This window comes from Prosthecobacter sp., assembly GCF_034366625.1.
GTDB lineage: Bacteria > Verrucomicrobiota > Verrucomicrobiia > Verrucomicrobiales > Verrucomicrobiaceae > Prosthecobacter.
Genome location: NZ_JAXMIH010000013.1, coordinates 1 through 23,326 on the forward strand (window position 1 = coordinate 1; position 23,326 = coordinate 23,326).

General features: G+C 60.5%; 20 protein-coding genes. 5 read left to right on the forward strand and 15 right to left on the reverse strand.

Features of this window, described 5'->3' with window-relative positions:
• Positions 1 to 103: 103 nt before the first annotated feature.
• Genes U1A53_RS27090 through U1A53_RS15740 form a run of 9 tightly spaced genes read right to left on the reverse strand, consistent with a single transcriptional unit; the run spans position 104 to position 9,468 of the window.
• On the reverse strand, positions 104 to 547 hold the full coding sequence (locus U1A53_RS27090; protein ID WP_345786491.1) for a four helix bundle protein: 444 nt from the start codon (positions 545 to 547) through the stop codon (positions 104 to 106).
• Positions 548 to 571: 24 nt separating this feature from the next.
• Positions 572 to 1,399, reverse strand: a complete 828-nt coding sequence (locus U1A53_RS15705) for an ABC transporter permease (RefSeq protein WP_322282377.1) — start codon at positions 1,397 to 1,399, stop codon at positions 572 to 574.
• A gap of 31 nt (positions 1,400 to 1,430) precedes the next feature.
• Positions 1,431 to 2,954: an oligosaccharide flippase family protein gene (locus U1A53_RS15710; protein ID WP_322282379.1), complete on the reverse strand. Its 1,524-nt coding sequence runs from the start codon at positions 2,952 to 2,954 to the stop codon at positions 1,431 to 1,433.
• Positions 2,951 to 3,844, reverse strand: coding sequence for an FkbM family methyltransferase (locus U1A53_RS15715; RefSeq protein WP_322282381.1), 894 nt, complete (start codon positions 3,842 to 3,844; stop codon positions 2,951 to 2,953). Before U1A53_RS15715 ends, U1A53_RS15710 begins: the two co-directional genes overlap by 4 nt.
• Positions 3,841 to 5,043: a glycosyltransferase family 4 protein gene (locus tag U1A53_RS15720; RefSeq protein WP_322282382.1), complete on the reverse strand. Its 1,203-nt coding sequence runs from the start codon at positions 5,041 to 5,043 to the stop codon at positions 3,841 to 3,843. Before U1A53_RS15720 ends, U1A53_RS15715 begins: the two co-directional genes overlap by 4 nt.
• A 39-nt stretch (positions 5,044 to 5,082) precedes the next feature.
• Positions 5,083 to 6,111: a dTDP-glucose 4,6-dehydratase gene (gene rfbB, locus U1A53_RS15725; RefSeq protein WP_322282384.1), complete on the reverse strand. Its 1,029-nt coding sequence runs from the start codon at positions 6,109 to 6,111 to the stop codon at positions 5,083 to 5,085.
• Positions 6,108 to 6,836 carry a class I SAM-dependent methyltransferase gene (locus U1A53_RS15730; protein WP_322282386.1) on the reverse strand — a complete coding sequence of 243 codons (729 nt, stop codon included), beginning with the start codon at positions 6,834 to 6,836 and terminating at the stop codon, positions 6,108 to 6,110. The genes rfbB and U1A53_RS15730 overlap by 4 nt, the downstream gene beginning before the upstream one ends.
• 5 nt (positions 6,837 to 6,841) lie before the next feature.
• Complete coding sequence (gene rfbA / locus U1A53_RS15735; RefSeq protein WP_322282388.1) at positions 6,842 to 7,729, reverse strand: glucose-1-phosphate thymidylyltransferase RfbA; 888 nt, start codon at positions 7,727 to 7,729, stop codon at positions 6,842 to 6,844.
• On the reverse strand, positions 7,726 to 9,468 hold the full coding sequence (locus U1A53_RS15740; protein WP_322282389.1) for a carbamoyltransferase C-terminal domain-containing protein: 1,743 nt from the start codon (positions 9,466 to 9,468) through the stop codon (positions 7,726 to 7,728). The genes rfbA and U1A53_RS15740 overlap by 4 nt, the downstream gene beginning before the upstream one ends.
• A 272-nt stretch (positions 9,469 to 9,740) precedes the next feature.
• Here U1A53_RS15740 and U1A53_RS15745 point away from each other — a divergent pair, with 272 nt between their 5' ends.
• A complete protein-coding gene (locus U1A53_RS15745) occupies positions 9,741 to 11,423 on the forward strand; it encodes an SUMF1/EgtB/PvdO family nonheme iron enzyme (RefSeq protein ID WP_322282391.1) in 1,683 nt (560 codons plus the stop codon).
• A gap of 15 nt (positions 11,424 to 11,438) precedes the next feature.
• On the forward strand, positions 11,439 to 13,208 hold the full coding sequence (locus tag U1A53_RS15750) for a hypothetical protein (RefSeq protein ID WP_322282393.1): 1,770 nt from the start codon (positions 11,439 to 11,441) through the stop codon (positions 13,206 to 13,208).
• A gap of 10 nt (positions 13,209 to 13,218) precedes the next feature.
• Here the strand turns inward: U1A53_RS15750 and U1A53_RS15755 are convergent, their stop codons facing one another.
• From U1A53_RS15755 to U1A53_RS15765, 3 genes are all read right to left on the reverse strand, one after another.
• A complete protein-coding gene (locus U1A53_RS15755; RefSeq protein WP_322282395.1) occupies positions 13,219 to 13,599 on the reverse strand; it encodes a Rid family detoxifying hydrolase in 381 nt (126 codons plus the stop codon).
• Positions 13,600 to 13,713: 114 nt separating this feature from the next.
• Positions 13,714 to 16,554, reverse strand: coding sequence for a von Willebrand factor type A domain-containing protein (locus U1A53_RS15760; protein ID WP_322282397.1), 2,841 nt, complete (start codon positions 16,552 to 16,554; stop codon positions 13,714 to 13,716).
• 23 nt (positions 16,555 to 16,577) lie between these two features.
• The gene (locus U1A53_RS15765) at positions 16,578 to 17,117 is read right to left on the reverse strand and encodes a sigma-70 family RNA polymerase sigma factor (protein WP_322282399.1); all 540 of its coding nucleotides are present in this window, start codon (positions 17,115 to 17,117) and stop codon (positions 16,578 to 16,580) included.
• Positions 17,118 to 17,260: 143 nt separating this feature from the next.
• On the opposite strand from U1A53_RS15765, the gene U1A53_RS15770 reads away from it, so the two are divergent.
• On the forward strand, positions 17,261 to 17,854 hold the full coding sequence (locus U1A53_RS15770) for a sulfocyanin-like copper-binding protein (protein ID WP_322282400.1): 594 nt from the start codon (positions 17,261 to 17,263) through the stop codon (positions 17,852 to 17,854).
• 6 nt (positions 17,855 to 17,860) lie between these two features.
• Here U1A53_RS15770 and U1A53_RS15775 read toward each other — a convergent pair whose 3' ends face one another.
• Both U1A53_RS15775 and U1A53_RS15780 read right to left on the reverse strand, forming a co-directional pair.
• Positions 17,861 to 18,898, reverse strand: a complete 1,038-nt coding sequence (locus tag U1A53_RS15775) for an Mrp/NBP35 family ATP-binding protein (protein ID WP_322282402.1) — start codon at positions 18,896 to 18,898, stop codon at positions 17,861 to 17,863.
• 120 nt (positions 18,899 to 19,018) lie between these two features.
• A complete protein-coding gene (locus tag U1A53_RS15780; protein WP_322282404.1) occupies positions 19,019 to 20,032 on the reverse strand; it encodes a glutamine synthetase beta-grasp domain-containing protein in 1,014 nt (337 codons plus the stop codon).
• A gap of 225 nt (positions 20,033 to 20,257) precedes the next feature.
• Here U1A53_RS15780 and U1A53_RS15785 point away from each other — a divergent pair, with 225 nt between their 5' ends.
• Together U1A53_RS15785 and U1A53_RS15790 are read left to right on the forward strand one after the other, a co-directional pair.
• Positions 20,258 to 20,659, forward strand: a complete 402-nt coding sequence (locus U1A53_RS15785; protein ID WP_322282406.1) for a serine/threonine protein phosphatase — start codon at positions 20,258 to 20,260, stop codon at positions 20,657 to 20,659.
• Complete coding sequence (locus U1A53_RS15790) at positions 20,656 to 21,492, forward strand: protein phosphatase 2C domain-containing protein (RefSeq protein WP_322282407.1); 837 nt, start codon at positions 20,656 to 20,658, stop codon at positions 21,490 to 21,492. The genes U1A53_RS15785 and U1A53_RS15790 overlap by 4 nt, the downstream gene beginning before the upstream one ends.
• Before the next feature lie 3 nt (positions 21,493 to 21,495).
• Here the strand turns inward: U1A53_RS15790 and U1A53_RS15795 are convergent, their stop codons facing one another.
• Positions 21,496 to 23,301 (reverse strand): serine/threonine-protein kinase, encoded by a 1,806-nt coding sequence (locus tag U1A53_RS15795; protein ID WP_322282408.1) that lies wholly within the window; start codon positions 23,299 to 23,301, stop codon positions 21,496 to 21,498.
• Positions 23,302 to 23,326: the final 25 nt, after the last annotated feature.

A 23,326-nucleotide genomic window follows, 5' to 3' on the forward strand; every position in this document is an offset into this window, starting at 1 on the left:
GCTTTCTGCTTTCTGCTTTCTGCTTTCTGCTTTCTGCTTTCTGCTTTCTGCTTTCTGCTTTCTGCTTTCTGCTTTCTGCTTTCTGCTTTCTGCTTTCTGCTTTCTACTTTTCTTTCGTCCTGTTGATCATGGTGGTCATGATGGCGATGAGTTCGCCGGCCTCCTGTTCGATGGGCTGAGTTTGCACCGCAGGGATGCCGCAGTCTTCGCGCAGCAGTTCCAGCCAGAACTGGGTTTCATCCGCCTCTTGGAGAGCACCCCCGAGCTTTGAGACAAACTCATCATTGGATCTTGCTCTGGAAGCCTCCCGCACGTGCGCCGCCACTGAAGTGCCGGAACGGAGCATCTGCCTTGCCATGACGGCCACTTCCTCACGTTTCCGGGGCAGAGCGACAAACAAACGAATGATCTTCGATGCAAAAACCTTCGTGCGATCACGGAACTCCTGTGGCAGCCGACCGGCGTTCATTGTCTGGGAAAAATGGGAAATGGGAAATGGAAAAGTAGAAAGCAGAAATGGGAGTGCTGGAAGAAGTGAATTTCCCATTTTTACTTTTTCATTTCTGCTTTGCTAAATCACGTCCGCAAACGTTTTTTCCGTGCGGCGGAAGTAGCGCACGCCGAGCCAGAGCAGGAGCAGGCTGATGACGACGGAGATGGCAAAGGAGGCCGTGTGAAAAGCGGTGGTGTCGCCGAGGCACCAGCGGAAGCCGTCGATGACACCCACCATGGGATTCAGCGAGTAAAGCATGCGAGCGGTGTCGCCGAATTTTTCCGCGATGACGGATGAACTGAAGCCGACGGGCGAGATGTACAGACCGAACTGCACGACGAAGGGGATGATGTAGCGGAAGTCGCGGTACTTCACGTTCAGCGCGGTGATGAGCAGTCCCGGCCCGAGCGCGGCCACCAGGGCCAGGAGGATGAAGGCGGGCAGAAAGATGATCTTCCAGGAAGGCAGGAACTGATGCCAGAGCATCAGCACGGCCAGCAGGCCGAGCGTGATGGCAAAGTCCACCAGCGCGACGATGACGGAGCTGGCCGGCAGGATGATGCGCGGGAAGTAGATCTTGGTGATGAGGTTGGAGTTGCTGACGAGGCTGGAACCGGCCTCGGACAAGGCGGTGGCGAAGAATTGCCAGGGAAGCATGCCAGCGAGCACCAGAATGGAATAAGGCATGGCGGTGGAGGTCAGACCGGCCACACGACTGAAGATGGCCACGAAGACCAGCATCGTTAAAAACGGCCGCAACACGGCCCAGGCCACGCCGACGGCGGTCTGCTTGTAGCGCACGAGGATGTCGCGCCAGGCGAGGAAGCCGAACAGCTCGCGGAAACGCCACAGGTCGCGCCAGTAATTGGCCTCGGCGCGTCCGGGCTCGATGATGATCTCGTGCATGATGACGTGGGAAACTTTGACCTGATAGAAGCTACGCGGGGAGATTTGTGCGCGCCGTCAACCGGCTCTGCTGCAACAGCCAGACCACAAATCCTGTGGCGGCGGCCAGCCCCAGCAACAGCGCCTGGGTGTGAGAGAGAAAACGCCAGGAACACTCGCAGACAAGCACGAGCGCGAGCACCAGCAGCGTCATGCGGCCCCAGCGAACCTCGTTCAGCAAACGAGGAAAGGATTTTCTGAGCAGGAGCACGGACGGAACATTGGAGAGAATCAGGGAGATGGCGGCGGCAAGCGCGAGACCGGCGGCACCGAAACGCGGGATCAACCACCAGGAGAGACTGAAGGTGATCACGTTGTGCAAGGAGCCGACGAGCAGGGCGAACCAGAGACGCCCCATGCTGATGAAGATGTTTCCCATGGGCCAGAGCAACGCGTAGGTGAGTGAGGCGAGCATGACCCAGAGCACGACCGGCTCGCCACCGCGATACTCCGCACCAAAAGGCAGCAGCGTGAGCCACGGGGCGGCGATCTGCACGAGGGCCACCGGAACGATGGTGAGCGTGGCGATGGTGTAGGAGACCAGCAGCGTGCGGCCATAGGATGCCATGTCACGCCGGGCGAAGGTTTCACTCAGCACGGGCAGCATGGGGGCGAGGAGCATGGCAGCAAGGTTTTCCGGCACGAGCTTCATGCGCTGGACGGCGTTGTAGATGCCGAGATCGCCAAAGCTGCTGCTGTGATGCACGAGCATGGCTCCCACGGCCCAGACGACGGCAGCGCTGAACACGGTGTTCAGCATGCCGGGGAGATTGAAGTCCCAGAAGACGCGGGCTTCGCTGAGGCAGCCGCGATAGCGGATGGTGATCTGATGCGCCTGCGTCTGCCGCCGCACATGGATGAAATTTAACAGGCAATTCAGCACGGCACTGGCGATGAGCGCCCACAGGGCACCGATCACGCCACCCCAAAGCGCTCCGAGGAGCAGCAGGGGAAAGGAGATGAGGCCGACGATGACATTGATGCTGGCGATGGCCTTGAAGGATTCGAACCCTGCAAGCGTGCCCTGCTGGGCACCGGCAATGCCGGAGAAGAACAGCAGCAGCGATGAAAGCGCCAGCCATGGGGCCAGATGCGGGGCACCGAGCGTCTCCCGCGCCAGCCAGGGAGCGAGCAGCACGAGCACGACTGCGAGAACAGCCGAGGTGATCCAGGTGGCGGTGCTGGCGAGGCCGATGAAGCGTCCGGCTCGTTGCGGGTCGGTCCTGCGATACTCGGCGACGTATTTGGCAGCGGCCATGCCCATGCCCAGCCCTGCGGCGGCTCCAAACATGCCGACGGTGTTCTGCACCATGTTCAATTCACCGAAGCTCTCCTTTCCCAGCATGCGCCCGACGATGATCCACGAGATGGTGGAACAGCCCTTGGAAAAACCGGTGCCGACCAGGGACCAGAAAGCTCCTCGTGCGAGCCTGCCGCCCAAGGGTGAGGCGAGAACACGCTCCAAGGGATGCCGGATGAAGCCGGGACAGCGTGCGGCCAGGGCGGAGGCGTTCATGCGGCTTTAAGACACTGCCAACCAGGGGCTTCCAGACGCGGGAGCACCTGTGGATCGAGCGTGGCGAGATAATTCGGCGATTCCTGACGATGCGGCACCTCTTCCTCATCACTCGCCAGCAATCCGGGGCCTGCGAGCGTCCAGGCAAGCCGGCGAATCTGATACCCCGCCTCTTCAAGCAGGGCGCGGACGGGGCTGCGTGGACCGGTGGCGTGATCCTCAAAGACGATGCTGGTGATGCGGCACCCGGCGAGTGCCGCGGACGCACCGTGCAGCACGGCAAGCTCATGGCCTTCGACATCCAGTTTCATGACATCCACTTTGGCAGCACCAAGCACATCATCGAGCCGGGAGATTTCGATGGGCACAGCGCGATTGGAATCGGTGGCGGCTCCGACATAGGGCGTGCCTTCGTTGACCTGCACATCGACGTTTTTTTCCACATCCTCAAACACCAGGCTGGCAGTGCCCGTGTGATCGCTCAATCCCAGACGATGCACGGTGACCGGGGCGAGAGTCTTCACGGCTGATTCGGCGAGACGCAGGTTGTGAACCAACTGGCGATGACTGGACTCGAAAGGCTCGAAGGCCGTCACACTGCCAGCGCTGCCAGCACGCAGCGCCATCAGTCCGGTGAGACAGCCGATGTTCGCCCCGACATCGAGACACACAGCACCGGGCATCACGAGACGATGCAATGCCTCGGTGACGGCGAGATCGTAAAGTCCGGTGTGCCAGATGGCCCGCCCGATGGCCATGCGAGGCCGGATGGCGAGCGGCAGCCCCCACGGCAGCCGCACCACGGCCTCCGCAGGCAGGTAAAACTGCCGGAGGATGCGCAGAAGCAGTTGTTGAGGACGAAAGACAAACCATGGCTTGAGCAAGTTCATGCGTGGCTCATTTCCTGCGGCCTGCCGTCCGCCAGACGACAGTAAATGCACGCGTGCTCATCCACCATGCGCCGGAGCGTGAACTCCGAGGCCCGGCGGGCAGAGGATTCCGCCAAACGAGCAGACAGATCACGATCATTGAGCACTGCGGCAAGATGCCTGGCGAGGTCGTCCGCATCCCCTGTCTGGAAGGAAACGCCCGCGTCACCCATGACTTCCTGAAACGCGCCGATGTCCGAGGCGATGACTGGAATGCCTCGCGCCATGTTTTCCAACACGACCATGCCAAACACCTCGCCTCCCAGCGACGGAACGACCAGCACGCAAGCCTGGCGTAAAACCTCAGGCAGGTCTGCCTCCGCCAATTTGCCGAGAAACCGCACCACTGCGCCAGATTCGTCCGAACGCATTCTTTCCTCGAGCAACGCACGCTCAGGGCCATCGCCCACGATGCATGTTTGAAAGCGCATGCCGCGCTCATGCAGACTTTGAACGGCCTGCAACAGGATGTGAACGCCCTTGGGCTTGACCAGCCGGCCGATGAACAGAACGCACGCGGCCTCGTGCGCGGCGGGCTCCGGCAGAGCCTGCGGCGTGATCACACCGTGATGAACTATCTCGGTGCGTGGCAGCCGCAGCAAGCCGCCCAGCCAGCCCGTCGGCACTAGATTGACGGCCACCTGCCGGCACAACCAACGACGTACGAACGTGAACAGCCAGAGCCTGAACGTGGTCCACCCGGCGCGCCGGGGGCTGCAACGCAGGCAGGCAGCGTGGTTTCCAGCCATGAAATGACCGGGGCATGGCATGTCCTGCGGCTGTTGCAGCAACTGGCCATTCGGGCAGATGGCCTGAAAGCCGTGGTGCTCGACGACCACCGGCTTGCGCGCCAGCAGCCCCAGCACCACCGGGCCGATCGCCGTGCCCGCCGCATGCACCACATCCACCTTCTGAATCAAACGCCATAACCGCAACCACGACGGACAACGCACCACCTGATAAGGCAGGGAATCATCATCGTGCTCCCCACGCCGGGTCTGTGTGACGACGATGACCTCATAGCCGGTCTCATGCGTCGTCAATCCCGCCGCCAGAGCAAGCACCACGGTCTCAACGCCACCGACGCTGGGCACAAAGTAATGAGCATAAATCAGCAGACGCACCCGCCGATTTCTCCCGTCAGATTGACTGGCATCCATGTGAAACAAGATATTGAGAAGCCGCGGAACGGGATGCCACTAGTGCCGTGAAAGCACCGACTGACACCACGCCTGGTTTTGCAGATACCACGCCACCGTTTCACGGATGCCGGTTTCAAAGGTGTGCGCGGGCACCCAGCCGAGGTCGCGCTCGATTTTCCCGGCGTCGATGGCGTAGCGGCGGTCATGGCCGGGGCGGTCGGTGACGAAGGTGATCAAATCACGCGAGCTGCCGCCGAGGGCGGGCTGCATCTCGTCGATGAGATCGCAGATGAGCCGAACGAGGTGGAGATTGGCCTTCTCGTTATGGCCGCCGATGTTGTAGGTCTCGCCGGGCTTGCCAGCAGTGAGAACGGTCCAAAGAGCCTCGCAATGATCGCCGACATAGAGCCAGTCGCGCACGTTCATGCCATCGCCATACACAGGGATGGACTGACGGGCGAGGATGCTCTGAATGACGACGGGGATGAGCTTCTCAGGAAACTGAAAGGGGCCGTAGTTGTTCGAGCAGTTGGTGATGAGCGTGGGCAGGCCGTAGGTGTGGTGGTAGGCTCGCACAAGCATGTCGCTGGCGGCCTTGCTGGCGGAGTAGGGCGAGTTCGGAGCGTAGGACGTTTCTTCCGTGAAGAAGCCGGTGGGGCCGAGGGAGCCAAAGACCTCGTCGGTGGAGACGTGAAGAAAGAGGTTCTTCGTTCCTGGTTCCTGGTTCCTGGTTTGCCAGTGGGAGCGGCAGGCTTCGAGGAGGTGAAAGGTGCCGTTGATGTTGGTGGTGATGAAGTCGCCGGGGCCGGAGATGCTGCGATCGACATGGGATTCAGCGGCGAGGTGCATGACGTGGGTGATGTCATGCTGGCGGACGACGCGGAGGACTTCGTCTTTGTTGCGCAGATCGACCTTCTCGAAGATGTAACGCAGATGGACGCCGTGAATGCCGTCGAGGTTTTCGAGATGACCGGCGTAGGTGAGGCTGTCGAGATTGACGAGCTTGGTGATCTCCGGCTTGTCGATGACATGGCGGATGAGATTGGAGCCGATGAAGCCCGCGCCGCCGGTGATGAGCAGGTTCATGCTTTGACAGCGGTGTACTCGCTGAAGATTCCCATGAGGGGAATGCGGCGGGCTTCGGTGAATCCGGCGGCCTGGAACGCGGCGACGACGGACTCAGGGCGCACGCAGGTGTCCATGGTCTCCCAGAAATAGACCATCATCTCCTCCGCCTTGTGGCTGCGGGTCAGCAGACGGGCCAAGAAGGGATAGACGGTGCCGAAGTAGAGCTTGAAGAGCGCGGAGCCGATCTTTCCCGCAGGGCGCGTGGCCTCCAGAATGAGCACGCGGCCGCCGGGCTTCAAGACGCGATGAAATTCACGAAAAGTGGCCTCCAGATCAGCGAAGTGCCGCAAGGCGTAGCCGACGGTGAGGAAATCGAAGGTGTTGTCCTCCAGCGGCATGCTCTCCGCGCCGCTTTGAATGAAGCGGGCGTTGAGTTTTTTCCGTGCGACAGCCAGCATGCCGTCGCTGGGTTCGACGCAGGTGATGGTGTCATCACCACCGAGCACCTCCTTGGCCGCGACGGCCATCAGGCCGGTGCCGCAGGCGACATCAAGCAATCGCATGCCGGGCTTGAGGCCGTGGCGGCTCTGCGCCGTTTTGCGGTACAGATTGCCAGTGCCGAAAAAGCCCCAGCCAACGACGGGGTCGTAATGTTCCGCGCCGTGATCGAAGAGCTGTTTGACGTAGCCGGGCCGCTCCTCGGGAAAGGCGTAACGATTGGCAAGAACAGGATGCGGAGCCATGGGGATCAGGCGCTTTTGATGCCGACGCGGCGTACCTCGGCGGCGACTTCGGCGAGGTAGTTCCGGTATTCGCATTTCGGCAGGTCGGCGACGAGCGCCTCAAATCTCTCCAGTGGGAGAAAGCCACGATAGAGGGCGGCCTCCTCCGGGCAGCCGAGTTTCATGCCCTGGCGCTTTTCGATGGTCTGCACATAGGCGGAGGCTTCGTGCAGGCTGCTGCTGGTGCCGGCATCGAGCCAGGCGGTGCCGCGGCTGAGGCGCTGCACGCGCAGGGTGCCGCGACGGAGGTACTCTTTGTTCACGTCAGTGATTTCAAGCTCGCCACGCGGAGATGACTTCATCGCATGGGCGATGGAGACGACATCGTTGTCGTAGAGATAGACGCCAGGCACGGCGTAGTTGCTGCGGGGATGGGCGGGCTTTTCTTCGAGCGAGATCGCCCTGCCCTCGGCATCAAACTCGACCACGCCGTAGCGTTCAGGATCCGTGACATGGTAGGCGAAGATGGTGGCCCCTGATTTGAACTCGGCAAAGGCGCGCGGGAAGGCGTCGCCGCCGAAGAAAATGTTGTCACCGAGGATCAACGTGACGGGATCTTTGCCGATGAACGATTCAGCGATCAAAAACGCCTGTGCGATGCCTTCGGGCTTTGCCTGCTCACGATATTCGATGGAAATCCCCCACTGAGACCCATCACCGAGCAACTGACGGAAACGCGGCAGATCATGCGGCGTGGAGATGAGACAAAACTCACGGATGCCGGAGGCGATGAGCACCGTGAGCGGGTAATAGACCATCGGCTTGTCATAAACCGGCTGGAGTTGTTTGGAGGCAACCTGGGTCAGCGGATAAAGACGCGAACCGGTGCCGCCTGCGAGGATGATGCCTTTCATGATCTTGTGACCATCCAGTCGTTGAGAACGAGTACATCCATCTTTGTGCGCAGGAAGCAGTCGAGGGCTTCCTGAGGCTTGCAGACGACGGGTTCGTTTTCGTTGAAGCTGGTGTTCAGCACCATCGGCACACCGGTGATCTGGCGGTAACTTTCGATCAGGCGATGGTAGCGAGGATTGGTCGCTTTGTGGACTGTCTGAAGACGACCGGAACCATCGACATGCGTGGTGGCGGGGATTTGCGCGCGTTTGTCCTGCCGCACCTGGAAAACTTCCATCATGAAGGGCACGTCGTCGTCCTGCTCGAACCATTCGCTCACATGCTCGCGCATGATGCTGGGGGCGAAAGGTCGGAAGGACTCGCGGCGCTTGATCTTGAGGTTGAGGATGTCCTTCATGTCGGCGCGGCGCGGATCGCCGAGGATGGAGCGGTTGCCGAGGGCGCGGGGGCCCCATTCCATGCGGCCTTGGAACCAGCCGATGACTTTGCCTTCGGTGATGGCGGTGGCGGTGGTCTGGCAGAGCTCGCCTTCGTCATCAAAGCGGCGCACGGTGCAGTTCTCGCTCTGGATGTCGGTGGCGCGGGCATCCAGCAAAGTTTTGATCTCGATGTCGTTGGTGCATGGACCGACATAAGCGTGGTCCATGACAAATTTTTCGCGATGGAACTGCCTGGAGACGACGAAAGCGGAACCAATGGCCCCGCCGGCATCACCGGCGGAGGCGGGCAGATACATGCGCTTGAAGGGCGAGTTGAGGTACACCTTGCCGTTGGCGACGGAATTCATCGCGCAGCCGCCGGAGAGGGTGAGATCATCGCACTGGTACTTCGCGTGCAGGGATTGCAGCATCGCAAAGAAGGCCTCTTCATACATGGCCTGCGCACTGCGGGCGAGGTCGCGGTGCTTCTGCTCCAAGGCGGCCCCCTTTTCACGCTGCGGGCCAAAGAGAGCCTCCATCGGCTCCTTCTTGTAGAGCGTGCCGACTTCGGGAGAGCAGTTGTCCCAGGTGTAATGAACGTCTTCGTCGTGATGGCGAAAGTATTTCAAATTCAGCCGAAAGGTGCCGTCGGGCCGTACCTTCACGAGTTCGCGCATCTCGTCGAGATACTTCGGCTCACCGTAGGGAGCGAGACCCATGACCTTGTACTCATCGCCAAAGTAGGGGAAGCCGATGAACTGCGTGATGACGCTGTAGAAGATGCCGAGCGAATGCGGGAAATAGACGCGACCATCGATTTGAATGTCATTCCCCTTCCCCATGCCCCACGCGGAACTGGCGAAATCGCCAAAGCCATCGACGGAGAGGCAAACCGCCTCATCAAACGCAGAGACGAGAAAGGCGGAGGCCAGATGTGCCAGGTGATGCTCCACACGATGAACCTGGGCACGCAGATTTTCACCTGGGAAAGCCGCCTGCACGGCGTCTTCGAAAGTTCCAGCGCGTTTGATGTTGGCGAGGCGCTTGAAGATGAGGCTGAGGCTGGGACGGCGGCGCAGGACGTAAAGAGCACGACGCAGGTTGTTGACCTTCGGATTGCGGTTGATGGCGATGTGATCGACATCGCCAAGCGTGAGGCCTGCGTCAGCGAGGCACCACTTCATGGCCTCGGTCGGCAGGCCGGACCAGTGCTTGATGCGCCGGAAACGCTCTTCTTCCGCCGCAGCAATGAGTTTGCCGTCTTGGACGAGAGCAGCAGAGGAATCGCCGTGGTAGGCATTGAGTCCAAGGACAATCATGCTTCAAAAGCAACGCGAGCACGCTGCCGCCATTGGTCGCTCACAAGGCGGCCATGCTTTCCCGCCGGGGTTGGTGCGGCATTTTTCAAAAAAGGAGCGTGACTGTACCATGCTCATTACCAGCGCAAAGAATAAAGTTCCTCTGCGTGTTAACAGTTTGACACCCACCTTTGCTCGCATGTGCGATTTGCTCCTCGCACGATCAGATCCCAGCCAGCCATTGGCTGATTTTTCGGATGAACTCCCCCCGCTTTCCATTTACCAAGTGCGCCATGACCTCCTTCAAGCCATGCCTGCCTGCTGTTTTCGCCTGTCTGGCCGCTTGCCTCACAGCCAGCGCACAGATTGCATCCCCGACAGACGGAAGCGGCACCGCCAAACCACACGCCAGCAGCCTGGGCACACGCTTTGTGAGCGTACCCGGCACCACGGTGCTGGTGGCCGTGTGGGAAACGCGTCTCTCGGAATGGAACGAGTTCCTGCGGCAGAAAAAACACCCATGGTCCTATCAGACGCATTTTCAGCAGACTCCTGAGCATCCTGTGGTGGGGGTCAACCTTCAGGACGCCGTGGCCTTCTGCAACTGGCTCACCGAAACCGAGCGCGAGAAGAGACTGATCGACGGTTCCCAGAGCTATCGCCTGCCGACACCTGATGAATGGGACGCCGCAGTAGGCCTGGCTCGTGGCCGAAAAAAAGCAGGTCTCACCGCTGAAGATCGCATGCTGGATGATCGAATCTACCCCTGGGGCCAGGAGTGGCCGCCGTCCTCCAAGACCGCCAACTTTGCCGATGGCGAGATCCCCGGCTACAGCGATGGACATCCGTACACCGCCCCGGTGGGCAGTTTTGCTCCTTCGGCAGAAGGTGTTTACGACCTCGCTGGCAATGTCTGGGAATGGACCCAGCCCATGGAGATTCGCGCCCAGCCGACCGGGATTCTTCGCGGCGGCTCCTGGGCCTACTTCCGCGCCGAATGTCTCACCTCTGGCTACCAGTACACCGTGCCGGTGGATCTGCGTGCGCCCACCACCGGCTTCCGCTGCGTGTTTGAGGACAAACGCCGCACCGCCAGCCTGCTCGCCGCGTCCGATGCGGAGAAGAAACAGGCCATTGAAGAACGCATGAAAGCGATGACCGAAAGCCGCAAGGTGGACACCGCCGCCGTGGAGGAGTTGCGTAAAAAAATGCTGGGCAAGGGCGGTGATGACGCGCTGCCCGACCCCGCCAGCCTGAAACCAGCGACGGCTGACGGCAGCACCTTCCTCAATGCCCTGGGCATGCGCTTTGTTCCGCTTCAAGAAAAAGGCGGCCCGCTCATCTGCGCCACCGAGACCTGCGTGCGCGACTTCGAAGCCTGGCTGCGCGACACCGGACGCGTCTGGAGCAAAAAACCCTCCTTCCTCCTCGGTGGCAACCACCCCGCCGCCGGTGTTTCCTGGGAGGAGGCCGCCGCTTTTTGCGCCTGGCTGACAGAACGCGACCGCGCCAGCAAGCTCATTCCCGCCACCGCCACCTACCGCCTGCCGCGCGACTCCGAATGGAGCCTTGCCGCTGGTTTGAAAAATGAACCGGGTGCCGATCCTGCCGCACGTCATCTCGGAGACAAAACCCATTTCCCATGGACTCCCAAACCGGATGACTGGAAGCCGCCGACGCTCGCAGCCAATCTGGATGCCACCAAGATTCCAGGCACCGCCGACAGTTACTCTTACACCGCTCCCGTGAACAGCTCGACGTCCAATGCCATCGGCCTGTACGAAATGGGCGGCAACGTCTCCGAATGGTGTGAGGACTCCTGGCCTGGAGCACCCGAAGAACGTGTCATCCGCGGTGGAAGCTGGCTGGCTTATGACAAAGACACGCTGCTCACCTCCGCCCGCAACCACGCCCTCAAGAACGCCTCCCGCGCCGATCTGGGTTTCCGCTGTGTCCTTGATCTCCCGGTGCCATGATCCGATCAGCATGCCATGAGCACGCCCCCCATCCACAGCATGCCCCCTCAGCCCGGCAGCGGCGCTGAGAGCGCCCGGCGTGAGCAGCGCAAGCTGCTGTTTTTCACCTCGGTCATGCTCGCCTTCGGAGCCGCCTGCTGGTTTGCCTATCCGCATGCCACCAAGCTCACCAAGCAATGGTTGGGACGGCGCCATCTGTCAGAACTGAGGCAGCATCTCAAAGATCAAAACTGGCAGCAGGCGGCGGCGGCCATGCGCGACGCCAGACGCTGGGCCCCGGGTGACCCGGATGTCATCCGCGCCTGCCTGGAATTCATCACCGGCATCGGCGGCGATCCACGCGGCACCATTGGTCTCATCCGGCAATTGCAGGAGGCGGGGGCTGCCACAGCCGACGATCTGGCGCTCATGGGAAAAATGCATGCCCGGCTCGGCGAAACCTCCAAGGCGAGGGAAATTTACGATCACCTTCCATCAGAAGCACGCCAGAAACGGCATGGCCTGGAACTTCACTCCGACCTCCTCAAAGCTGACGGGCTTTACGAACTGGCCATCGAAGCCCGGCGTGAAGCCTTGCAGAGCAGCCCGAATGATTCAGGAAGCATGCTGCAACTGGCCGTCATGGATCTTTCCAGCAACGATCCCTCACGACGCAGCGCCGTGCGTGAGCGTCTCTGGCAGATGGCACGAACTGGAAACCCCGACCCCCTCGCTGCCATCGAACTGCTGGCCACCACCAAGGAACTCACCGTTCCGCAGGCCGATGAACTGTCCCAGATCGTCGAGACCACACCGGCCACCGCCACCAGGCGTGAAACCACCCGGCTCATCATGCTTTCCGCCCGGATGCGCCTCAGCCCGTATCTGCGCGCCGACATCATCGACCAGGAAATCACGCGCTGGAAAGACCGGCCGCCGTCGCAAACCACACCGCTTGTGGCATGGCTGGCAGAAGAGCGTGAATACGCACGCATTCTGCGCATGGTTCCTGCCCAGACTGCCGCGCGCTACACCGACCTCCTGCCCCACTACGTCAACGCCCTGCGTGGCGAGGGTAAATGGCAGGACCTCAACAAACTCCTCACCTCTGGCGGCATTGATTCCGCCTTCCCCGCGCAGAAAATCCGTCTCTGGCAGGTGGAGGTGCAAATCCACCTGCATCCCGATCCCGCACGTGCACGTCAGACGCTGGCGCGCATCTTTGAGGAAGCCGGGCGCGGCGATGATCTGTCCACGACCCTCCAGGCGGGAACTCTCGCGGAAAAACTCAACCAGTGGGATCTGGCGCAGAACTGCTATCAAGCCATTGCCAACAAGCATTCACACACCCAGGAGGCCATGCTCGCCAAGGTCTATCAAATGGCCGAATATCAGCATGACGGCCCAGGCATGCTCAAGACCTGCTCCAGACTCCTGGCATTGAAGCCTGAAAGCACACCGCTTCTGAGTCAAAAACTTTACCTCCAGTTGTTGCTCGGTGTGGATCTCGAAATCGTTCAGCAAGAGCTGTCACGCTGGTCCAAACCCGATGAGGCTTCACGCACGGACCGCCTGAACCTGCTGCGCGCCTTCGCCGCCTACCGCCAGGGGCAGCCCGACCTGATGCGCGAGGCGCTGCCTCATGTCTCCAAGCCAGAAACACTCCCCGCAGGAGAACGCGCGGTGTACGCCGCCCTCTTGAAACTGACCGGCGGCGATGCAGGCAAGATTTTCCGTCTCGTCGAACGCATCTCACCCGCGCTGCTGCTTCCCGAGGAAAAAACCTTCCTCCGGCGCGCCTTGTAGATTGAGGTGATCAACCGAGCGCCGCGATCACCTCGATCTCGATCAGCGCTCCCAGCGGCAGCCCGGCCACCGCCACCGTCGAACGCGCCGGTTTGTGGCCTTCAAACGCCGCTTCGTAGAGCGGATTCACTTTGGGGAAATCCGCCATGCTTTGCAGGAACACCGTCGCCTTCACGACATCCTTCATCTTCAATCCCTGCGACTCCAGCAACGCACGAATGTTCGCCAGCACCTGCTTCGCCTGCCCTTCCACATCCTGCGCCACAATCTTTCCCGCCGCCGGATCAATCGGGATCTGACCGGAGCAAAACAGAAAGAAGCCCTGCTTCACCGCCTGCGAGTAAGGTCCGACCGCCGCCGGGACATTGGGAGTGTTGTTGATGAGTTCCATGCGGGTTTCATAACGTGACTCGAAGACGATTCAACCTCGGATGCATGGCTGTATTGTAGTCCCGGCTTTAGCCGGCTCAGAACCGCCTTAAGGCGGAACTACAAAACTCATGCGTCACGGCCGCGTTTCCTTCAAGCCACGCGCCTTGTCGATGAGCTGCAAAAACTCGCCACGATAGCCGAGCTTGTCCGTGCCCTTGCCATCAAGAGCAAGCCTGCGCACCGTTTCCCAGCTCAGCGTGCCTTGGTAGGCCGAATCACGCAGCAACAGGCCGAATCCGGCCACAGCGGCACTGAATTTGAACTCCTCGCTACTCGCCGTGAGCGTTTTGCCTTCATCCTTGGCCGGCACTTCGAGCAGGCGGCTCGTGTTTCCGTCCGGCTCCTTGTAGCGCAGCTTCACCGTCATCATCTCGCCGCTTTTCGCCACATCGGCGAGCTGGGCTGGTGCAACGGCGGGCGTTTGATACTTCAAACTGTCCACCGCAGGCCGCGGTCCGGCTCCGGGCGGCAAATTCGCGGGCACGACTTCATACAAGGCCACCACGCTGTGACCTGCGCCGATTTCACCCGCGTCTTTGGTGTCATCATTGAAATCTTCCTTGGCCAGCAGGCGGTTTTCATAACCGATGAGGCGATAGCTGCGCACGGCGGCCGGATTGAACTCGACCTGAATTTTGACATCCTTCGCGATGGTGACGAGCGTGCCACTCATCTGCTCGACGAGCACCTTCCGTGCCTCGCTGAGGCTGTCGATGTAGGCGTAGTTGCCGTTGCCCTTGTCGGCCAGCGTTTCCATCGTGCGATCCTTCAAGTTACCGCTGCCAAAGCCCAGCACACTCAGGAAGACGCCGCTTTTGGCCTTCTTCGTGATGAGTTTCTCCAATTCCTCCGGGGAACTGACGCCGACGTTGAAATCTCCGTCCGTGCAAAGGATCACGCGGTTCACGCCCTCCTTGATAAAACCGGCCACCGCCTGCTCATAGGCCAGTTGGATGCCCGCACTGCCATGTGTGCTGCCACCGGCCTGCAATTTGTCGATGGCAGCCAGTATTTCGCTCTTCTTCTCGCCATTCGTCGGCGGCAGAACGAGGCCGCTGCTGCCCGCATAGACCACCATCGTCACGCGATCCCCTTCCCCGAGCTGTTCGGTGAGCATGCGTAGTGATTGCTGCACCAGCGGCAGCTTGTCTGGCTCGTTCATCGAGCCGGAGACATCCACCAGGAACACCAGATTGCTCGCCTTGCGCTCGTTGCCGAGTTCGCGGCCTTTGATCGCGATGCGTGCCAGTCGATGCGCCGGCTGCCATGGGCACGGTGCCAGCTCCAACCGCACGCCGAATGGCTCCTTCGCATCAGGTGCCGGTCCCTCTTCCGCCGTCGGGAAATAATTGATCAGCTCTTCAATCCGCACCGCGTCAGCAGGCGGAATCGTGTTCTGGTTCAAGAACCGCCGCACGTTCGCATACGAAGCCGTATCAACATCAATCGACAACGTCGAAAGCGGCTCCCGCGCCACGTCCTTCAGCTCGTTCTCGACGATGCGCGTGTAGGATTCGTTGGAAGTTGGGTCGTGTTGTTTTTGCCGGGCGATGCTTTCAGCCTCTTCAGTCTTCACATCTTTGCCGAGATAATAGGCATCCGATCTCGGCACCTTGTTTTCCCAAGGCTCATCCACCTGTGCCAGCATTTTGGCACGTTGGTTGTCATAAGCCGCTTTGAAATACTCCATGCGTTTTTTCTCGACAGCCTCCATGCCACTCCGGGCAGCGGTGTTGTAAGGATCTGTGCGCAGCACATCTTGATACTGCGAAATCGCCTGATCGTAGTTGCCGATTTCAACCGAACTGCCAGCCAGGAGAAGCCCCTTGCCCACATCACCAGCAACCGGCTGCGGGTTCATCACGACGGGCGGAGACGCAGGCGTGCTGGCAGCACCGGCGCTCACAGTCAGCATGGAAGGAATGTTCCCCGGCGGCATGGTTCTGCTGTCAGCGACGATACCCCCCGAAGTGATGGTGGTTCCTCCGTTAACGGTAAGTCTGCCAGCATTGACGGTCGTTGCCCCGGTATAGGTGTTGTTGCCGCTGAGTGTGAGCGTGCCAGCGCCTGATTTCTCCAATTTCAGCGTGCCATTGCCAACCCTGGTCATGCCACCAACATCGGCAGTGGTGTCTAAAATGGCATCGATTTGCCCAGGCACGGTCACACTGTTCGATCCCGTAGCAGCGAAACTGGTTATGCCGCCAGTACCTGCGATCAAACCGGGCTGCGCAGTGGCAGGCATGGCCGCTGCTCCGCCAAAAGTCAGGCCATAAGCCTGCTGATCCTGGATCTTCTTTAATTCCTCAACATCCTTCGTCGTCATCGTGGACTGGCCTGCGTTCAACGTCAGCATGCGCGGCATCTCCGGGCTGGGCACAGGAGCCGGGGCGGTCGCGAGTTCTTTGCCAGCAACGAGACCGCTGAGCGGATCGACCGCCTTCACTGGCTTTTCCGCGAGGATGCGGACTTCTGACTCGGATTTAGCCTCGGTCACTTCGCTGCGGCGCATGTTCACGGTTATCTGGCGCAAAACATCCACTGCCGCGACAGCCTCCGTCTTGGTCGAACGCGACTGCACGACACTCCACGTCCAAAAGCCACCCAAGGCAACACAAGCCGCCAACGCAAGTCGTACGACGACACCCGTATGCCAGCGTGTGCGTTGCGCAGGATTGTGTTTGCCAGGTCGCTCCACTGAAGAAGTCGGCTGCGTCTTCAATCGTTCCCTTTGCTCATCCGTGAGCGCGAGTGATTCATCGCGCAATTCGGCGAGCAGGAAGTGGCAGAATTCTTTGGTCTCCTCGGCGGTCTGTTTTGCCGTGGGATTGTCGCGCAGTTCCGCCTCAAACTGCTGGCGTTCTTCGGCGCTGGCTTCTTCGAGCGCCCAGGCGGTGATTTGTTCCGGTTTCATGGTCAAAAAGGTGGTTTTGGGGTTCATGCCATCGCGTGTTTCAGTTTCGCGGTCTGCGGCTGGTCATGCGCCTGCCATTTGGCCTTCAAGGCGGCGACGCCGTGGTGAATGAGGTAGCCGACGTTACCGATGCTCGTCTGCATGGCGGCGCTGATCTGCTGGTAGTCGAGTCCGGCGATGAACTTCAGCCGCACGGCCTCGCGCTGCCGTGTGGGCAACGTTTCGATGAGTTCGCGCAGGGTGGTGGCGGTTTCACGCTTTTCCATCGCGTCATTGGGCGCGGGATCGGCGGAGGCTTCGAGATCGAGGGTTTCCGTTTCCATGACGATGAGGCGTTGATGTTTTCGATGATGGTCAAGGGCACGATTGCGGCAGACGGTGAAGAGCCAGGGGGCGAGCCTCTCGTGGTCGAGCGTGGCGAGGTTCTGGCTGAGCTTCACAAACACGTCCTGCACGATGTCTCGCGCGTCTTCCAGGTCGCCCGTGTAACCATGCGCGTAGCGGATGAGAGGCCGCTCGTAGCGCCGCAGGGTTTCCAGGAAGAGATCGTGCGATTCGCTCATGAGGTGGTGTTCGCCGGGCATCACGGGAACGTGGCGGATATCTTGGGGGATATTTTGGCGAAAGGCGAGATTCATCGTTCCATGCGCGACAGTTTGATTGTCCATTGCGCGTAGAGCCAAGCCCGCTTCCATCCGTCACCACCATGATCCGCCGACTTTTTTCCACTTTCCTGCTCACCACTTCGATTTCCTTCGCTCAGCAGCCCGCCGCACCGCCCGCCGGTCATGACGCCCATGCCGTGGAAATTCCCGGCCTGAAAAAGGAACTCTTCGCTGGCATCACCGAGGCGGACTTCCTCAAGCTCGGTGACAAGCCGAAGACAGTGAAGATCACACTCGTGGCCACCTACAGCGCCTCGAATTACGGCATGAACTTCAACGGCTATTCGCACGGCAAGGCCATCTTCACGGTTCCCAAGGACTGGACCATCGAGGTGGCCTTCATCAATCCCAGCCCGATCCCGCATAGCGCTGTGGTCGTGGAGAAAGACACGACGAGGAAGCTTCAAATGGGCGAGCCCTACTTCGATGGTGCCGGCGTGCCAAAGCCGGAAGTGGGTCTCTCTCTCACGAAAGCCGAATTCTCCTTCGTGGCCGATGAAACCGGCGAATTCGCCCTGGCCTGCGGTTTTCCTGCCCATGCGATCAACGGCCACTGGCTGGCGCTGAACATCAGTGACACCGCCAAGGCACCGACGCTTCAACTCGGCGACAAACCGGCCGTCGAGGCGAAGTAAAACTGACTACTTCAACTGCGCCGCGATCTCGCGGAACACCTTCGACGACGCGGACTTCGTCGGGTCTTCGAGCGCGATGGGATGGCCTTCATCGCCACTCTCGCGCACGTCCATTTCGATCGGAATCTGGCCCAGCAAGGGCACGCCAAGGCGTTTCGCCTCGTGTTCGCCGCCGCCTTTGCCGAAAATGTGATACACCTTGCCGTCGCTCGGGCAGAGGAAGTAGCTCATGTTCTCAATGATGCCGAGAATCGGCACATTGACCTTCTGGAACATCGCCACGGCCTTGCGCGCATCAATCAACGCAACTTCCTGCGGCGTGGTGACGATCACCACACCGTCGAGCGCGACGGTCTGCACGATGGTGAGCTGGATGTCTCCCGTTCCCGGCGGCAGATCGAGCACGAGCACATCGAGATCATTCCAGGCGCTCTGCCGCAGAAACTGCTGGGTGTAACGCGTGGCGATGGGGCCGCGCACGATCACGGGAGAAGCGTCTTCAAGCAGAAACCCCATCGACATGAGCTGGAGGCCGTATTTTTCAATGGGCACGATCTGCTGTTCGTCGTTTTGATACGGACGCTCATCCGTGCCGAACATGTGCGCGATGCTGGGGCCGTACAAATCGCAGTCGCACAGGCCGACACGCAATCCGCTTTGGCTCATAGCAACAGCCAGATTCGATGCGACCGTGCTCTTACCCACGCCGCCCTTGCCCGAAGCGACGGCAATCACCTTCTTCACACCAGGAATGCTCGACTTGCCGAGCTTGTCCGAAGCGGTGGTGCCTGCACCGGGCGGATCTTTGATGTCGAAGTTCAGTTTCACCTCGCCGACGCCGGGAACCTTTTTCAAGACGTCCATCGCCTGCTCATGGACTAGGCGCGGGATGTTCGGATCACGCGTGGCGACGGAGATCTCGATGGTGACATTGGCACCTTCGATCTGGATGCCCTTCACGAGACCAAACGACACAATATCGCGACTGAAGCCAGGGTAGCGGACGTTGCCAAGGGCGGTACGGATGTCTTGTTCGGTGGGCATGGGGATATGGATACGAATCCACCTAGCAGGACGGCACCGGTATTGCAAACGATGCCGCGAGAACAAAAAACGCCGCCTGTTTCCAGACGGCGTTTCGTAAGTGATGACAGCTGTGACGACTTATTTCGGCACTTCGCTGATCGTTTTGAGAATGCGGGAGGTGATCTGGTAAGGATTGCCCTGGCTGTTCGGACGACGGTCTTCCAGGTAGCCCTTCCAGCCGTTTTTCTTGAAGCTGTGCGGCACGCGGACAGAAGCGCCACGATCGGCGATACCCCAGGAGAACTTGTCGATGCTCTGGGTCTCATGCAGGCCGGTGAGGCGCATGTGATTGTCCGGACCATAGACGGCGATGTGCTCCATGCAGTTCTTCTCAAACTGCGCCATGAGGGCGAGGAAGTAAGGCTCGCCGCCGACTTCACGCATGTGCTTGGTGGAGAAGTTGGCGTGCATGCCAGAACCGTTCCAGTCGGTGGCGCCGAGCGGCTTGCAGTGGTATTCAACGTCCACGCAATACTTCTCGCAGAGGCGGTTCAGGATGTAGCGGGCGACCCACATCTGGTCGGCGCAGCTCTTGGAGCCTTTGCCGAAGATCTGGAATTCCCACTGGCCCTTCGCCACTTCGGCGTTGATGCCTTCATGGTTGATGCCCGCATCAAGACAGAGGTCGAGGTGCTCCTCGACGATCTGACGGGCGATGTCGCCAACGTTCTTGTAGCCGACGCCGGTGTAGTAGGGGCCCTGCGGGGCAGGATAACCGTTCTCGGGGAAACCGAGGGGGCGGCCGTCCTGGTAAAGGAAGTATTCCTGCTCAAAGCCAAACCAAGCGTCCGGATCGTCAAGGATCGTGGCGCGGTCGTTGGAGGCGTGGGGAGTGCCATCGGCATTGTAAACTTCGCACATGACCAGCACGCCGTTCTTGCGGGTGCTGTCAGGAAACACGGCCACAGGCTTCAACACGCAGTCAGAGCTGCCGCCGGGAGCCTGTTGGGTGGAAGAGCCGTCAAAGCCCCAGTCGGGCAATTCTTCCAGCTTCGGAAAGCTGGCATAATCTTTGAGCTGCGTCTTGCTGCGGAGGTTGCGGACCGGTTCGTAGCCGTCCAACCAGAGGTATTCGAGTTTGTATTTGGCCATGGTTGCGTGTGTGTGGTTCTTGCCTTCCAAGAGGGCGATAAACCTCCCCGGGCGTCGGCGAGGCGCAAAAGAGCACGCGGCATGCCAGATGCTAGATGAATTTTTCAAAGGATCATTTCAGATGTCTTGAGCATCCACAAACGACTGCCGCAACCCCATCCTGACGCGTTGCGAACGGGCTATGCTCCTTGCGCACGCCAACACCACGCAGGAGAGTCTGCAAAGATGCAAGAAGCCAAAAACACTGTGCGCGCCCTCGTCCGCATCGGCTACGACGGCCGCGTACATAAATACTTCCGTGGCAGCAATGCCGCGGAGCGTTTCGCCAATGAAGTGCGCGTGCTGCGCACGCTGGAAGAACGCGGCTGTAATTATGTACCCCGCGTTTTAGAAGCCCACGAGGACCAGCTCTATCTCGTCACCACCAACTGCGGCTCCCTCGTCGAGCGCATCAATGAGGCGAAACTCAAAGACCTATTTGGCGCCCTCGAACGCGATTTCGGCGTCCGCCATGACGATCCCTTCACCCGCAACGTCACCTACCGCCACAGCGACGGCCGCTTCTGCCTCATCGACTTCGAACTCGCCACCATCCTCGACCCACCGCCCCAAAAGCCCGCTCCATGAGCGACTCCAGCCCCCACCAACCACCCAACCACCTCCGCTGGTCCGGCATGACCCACCCCGGCCGCGTGCGTCAGAACAACGAGGACACCTTCCTCTGTCTGAATTTCGACGCCCGCGAACTGCGCTACCTCGGCAAATTCGGCGAGTCCAGCCTCGATGCCGGCGACTTCGTCTTCGCCGTGAGCGATGGCATGGGCGGCGCGAAGTCCGGTGAATTTGCCAGCAAGATCGCCGCTGAAAAAATCACCCAACTGCTGCCCAAGAGCTTCAAACAATCCGCGCAGCAGATCGCCGCCGGGCATGGTGATGTGCTGCAGGAGCTGTTTCACCGCATTCACGAAGAACTGCTCCAACTCGGCCGCTACTACGATGAATGCCGCGGCATGGGCGCGACGCTGAGCCTTGGCTGGTTCACCCCCGGCTGGTTGCACTTCGCCCACATCGGCGACAGCCGCATCTACTGGCTGCCCAAAGGTGGCAAAATGAAACAACTCACCGACGACCACTCCCACGTCGGCTGGCTGCAACGCCATGGCCAGCTCAACGAGCGCCAGGCGCGCGAGCATCCGCGCAAAAGCATCCTCATGCAGGTGCTCGGCGCAGGCAGGCAGTCTCTCGAGCCTCAAATCGGCTCTGTCGGCTGCGAAAGCGGTGACCGCTTCTTGTTCTGCACCGATGGCGTCATCGACGGCATCTGGGATCACCGGCTGGCCGACATGCTCGCCGAAGATCAATCGCCAGAGGGTAAAACACGCGCACAGTGGTTCGTCGAGTATGCCGTGGCTGAATCCGGCCGAGACAACGCCAGCGCGGTGGTGGTGGAGTTGCTCTGAACGTCACCACGCCGCCATGCGCGTCTGCGGACCCACCACGAGTTTTTTCGTGCCCGCAGGCAGGCGGAATCGCTGCGGGCTGTCCGGCACCTTTTCACCCCAGAGCGTGCAGCGGCCATTTTCTTCGACGATGGCGGTGAAACCCTCACCCGTGAGAAACTGGGCTGCCTTCGCGATTCCTTGCTGCGGAGCCGCCACGAACGCGGCTCCATCGTGGCGCTGTAAATCGCCGTTGGTCAGCAAACACCAGACCATGCCATCAGCGGCCACTGAGAGCTGCGAAATCGTGCCTGCTGGCTTCGGCAGCACTGAGCGAGTGTTGTTGTCGAGCTGAAGCAGGATCAGTTCATCGGCTGAAGTCATCGCTGCGGCGAATCCTGGCTTCGCGGAGGAAAAAACGGCCTTCAAACCGTCTGTGATGACTTTCGAGGAGCCGAGGTCATGCAGCCGTCCTTCGCGATCCAGCGCGAGAATGTCGTTCCCGCTGCTCGCAATGGCCTGCGCGGGAAAATCAGCCCGCCGCACGGCATTCGGCTTCGACTCATGCCAGAGTGAGACGCTGCCATTAGGATACAGCACCGCACCGCCGCTAGCCGTGAGCACCGCATCCTGCCACGGTTGTTTCATGAGCTCCGTCGGTGGCTGCAAGGCCGGTGAGACGTTGTCCAGCGACCAAACCTGCACACTGGAGGTCGTGATGACAGGCGGCGACACCGGCTTGGGAGCCGGAGCAGGAGGTGCAGGCAGACTTGGAGTCGGTGTGTTAACGACCACTGGCTTCGGAGTTTCGGCCACCGACAGTTTAGGCACTTCAATGACAGGCTTAGGCGCTGGAATCTGAATCACCGGCACCGGCTGTATCCACAACCACACGCCAATGCCACCAAGCAAGAGAATGAACACGAACAGCCAGGCCTTTGAAGAGGTCGAGGATTTCGAAATGTCCTTCTGCAACTCGGCGGCGGCCTGATAGCGATCCTCGGGACGTTCCTGCATCGCACGACGCACCACATCATCCAGCCGCGTGTCGCTGCCCGCTTTGCGTGAAGGCGGCTGGAAAACGCCGCGTGGCAGATCACCCGTGAGCATTTCATACAGCAGCACACCGAGGCTGTAGATGTCGGCGCGATGGTCCACATGCGCCGCATCGCGCACCTGCTCCGGCGCGGCGTAGTCGGGCGTGCCCATGAACTGGCCGGTGTGCGAAACATCCAGCGCTCCGACGGCCTGCGCTTGCTCCAGACGTGCCAGCCCGAAGTCCGCCACCTTCGCGCGGCCTGCGGAGTCGATCAGGATGTTGGAAGGTTTGATGTCGCGATGAATCACCCCTTGCGCATGCGCAAAGGCCAGCGCCTCGCACACCTGGCGCACGATTTCGATGGCCTTGGCCGCGTCCAGTTTCCCGTCCGCGATGAGCTGGCTCAGCGGACTGCCATCCACATGCTCCATGACAAAAAAGAAATGCCCCGCAGGCGAAATCCCCGCCTCCAGCAGCGAGACGATGCCCGGATGCCGCAGCTTCGCCAGCGTGCGTGCCTCGCGGCGAAAACGCTCCACCTGATGCTCATCACGACTCGCCTCAATGGGCAGCAGCTTCACCGCCACCAACCGATCCAGCTCCTGCTGCCGCATCTCATACACCGCGCCCATCCCGCCGCGTCCCAGCAACCGCCGCGCCTGCCACTGCGGAAACAACTTCGCCACTTCTTCGAGTGACGGTGGCTCCCAGGCTGCCGCGGAAGCCTCATCCGCGCTCAGCGCAAAGAGCGCCTGCGGATCGAGACCGGAGATCAGGGATGAAGCGGGCATGACTGGAAGAAAGTAGTGCAGGGCT

What these genes read in the sequence shown, in the direction of transcription:
- U1A53_RS27090 (WP_345786491.1), bottom strand. Translation starts at nt 547, where the DNA reads ATGGGAAATTCACTTCTTCCAGCACTCCCATTTCTGCTTTCTACTTTT.
- U1A53_RS15705 (WP_322282377.1), bottom strand. Translation starts at nt 1,399, where the DNA reads ATGCACGAGATCATCATCGAGCCCGGACGCGCCGAGGCCAATTACTGG.
- U1A53_RS15710 (WP_322282379.1), bottom strand. Translation starts at nt 2,954, where the DNA reads ATGAACGCCTCCGCCCTGGCCGCACGCTGTCCCGGCTTCATCCGGCAT.
- U1A53_RS15715 (WP_322282381.1), bottom strand. Translation starts at nt 3,844, where the DNA reads ATGAACTTGCTCAAGCCATGGTTTGTCTTTCGTCCTCAACAACTGCTT.
- U1A53_RS15720 (WP_322282382.1), bottom strand. Translation starts at nt 5,043, where the DNA reads ATGGATGCCAGTCAATCTGACGGGAGAAATCGGCGGGTGCGTCTGCTG.
- rfbB (WP_322282384.1), bottom strand. Translation starts at nt 6,111, where the DNA reads ATGAACCTGCTCATCACCGGCGGCGCGGGCTTCATCGGCTCCAATCTC.
- U1A53_RS15730 (WP_322282386.1), bottom strand. Translation starts at nt 6,836, where the DNA reads ATGGCTCCGCATCCTGTTCTTGCCAATCGTTACGCCTTTCCCGAGGAG.
- rfbA (WP_322282388.1), bottom strand. Translation starts at nt 7,729, where the DNA reads ATGAAAGGCATCATCCTCGCAGGCGGCACCGGTTCGCGTCTTTATCCG.
- U1A53_RS15740 (WP_322282389.1), bottom strand. Translation starts at nt 9,468, where the DNA reads ATGATTGTCCTTGGACTCAATGCCTACCACGGCGATTCCTCTGCTGCT.
- U1A53_RS15745 (WP_322282391.1), top strand. Translation starts at nt 9,741, where the DNA reads ATGACCTCCTTCAAGCCATGCCTGCCTGCTGTTTTCGCCTGTCTGGCC.
- U1A53_RS15750 (WP_322282393.1), top strand. Translation starts at nt 11,439, where the DNA reads ATGAGCACGCCCCCCATCCACAGCATGCCCCCTCAGCCCGGCAGCGGC.
- U1A53_RS15755 (WP_322282395.1), bottom strand. Translation starts at nt 13,599, where the DNA reads ATGGAACTCATCAACAACACTCCCAATGTCCCGGCGGCGGTCGGACCT.
- U1A53_RS15760 (WP_322282397.1), bottom strand. Translation starts at nt 16,554, where the DNA reads ATGAAACCGGAACAAATCACCGCCTGGGCGCTCGAAGAAGCCAGCGCC.
- U1A53_RS15765 (WP_322282399.1), bottom strand. Translation starts at nt 17,117, where the DNA reads ATGAGCGAATCGCACGATCTCTTCCTGGAAACCCTGCGGCGCTACGAG.
- U1A53_RS15770 (WP_322282400.1), top strand. Translation starts at nt 17,261, where the DNA reads ATGATCCGCCGACTTTTTTCCACTTTCCTGCTCACCACTTCGATTTCC.
- U1A53_RS15775 (WP_322282402.1), bottom strand. Translation starts at nt 18,898, where the DNA reads ATGCCCACCGAACAAGACATCCGTACCGCCCTTGGCAACGTCCGCTAC.
- U1A53_RS15780 (WP_322282404.1), bottom strand. Translation starts at nt 20,032, where the DNA reads ATGGCCAAATACAAACTCGAATACCTCTGGTTGGACGGCTACGAACCG.
- U1A53_RS15785 (WP_322282406.1), top strand. Translation starts at nt 20,258, where the DNA reads ATGCAAGAAGCCAAAAACACTGTGCGCGCCCTCGTCCGCATCGGCTAC.
- U1A53_RS15790 (WP_322282407.1), top strand. Translation starts at nt 20,656, where the DNA reads ATGAGCGACTCCAGCCCCCACCAACCACCCAACCACCTCCGCTGGTCC.
- U1A53_RS15795 (WP_322282408.1), bottom strand. Translation starts at nt 23,301, where the DNA reads ATGCCCGCTTCATCCCTGATCTCCGGTCTCGATCCGCAGGCGCTCTTT.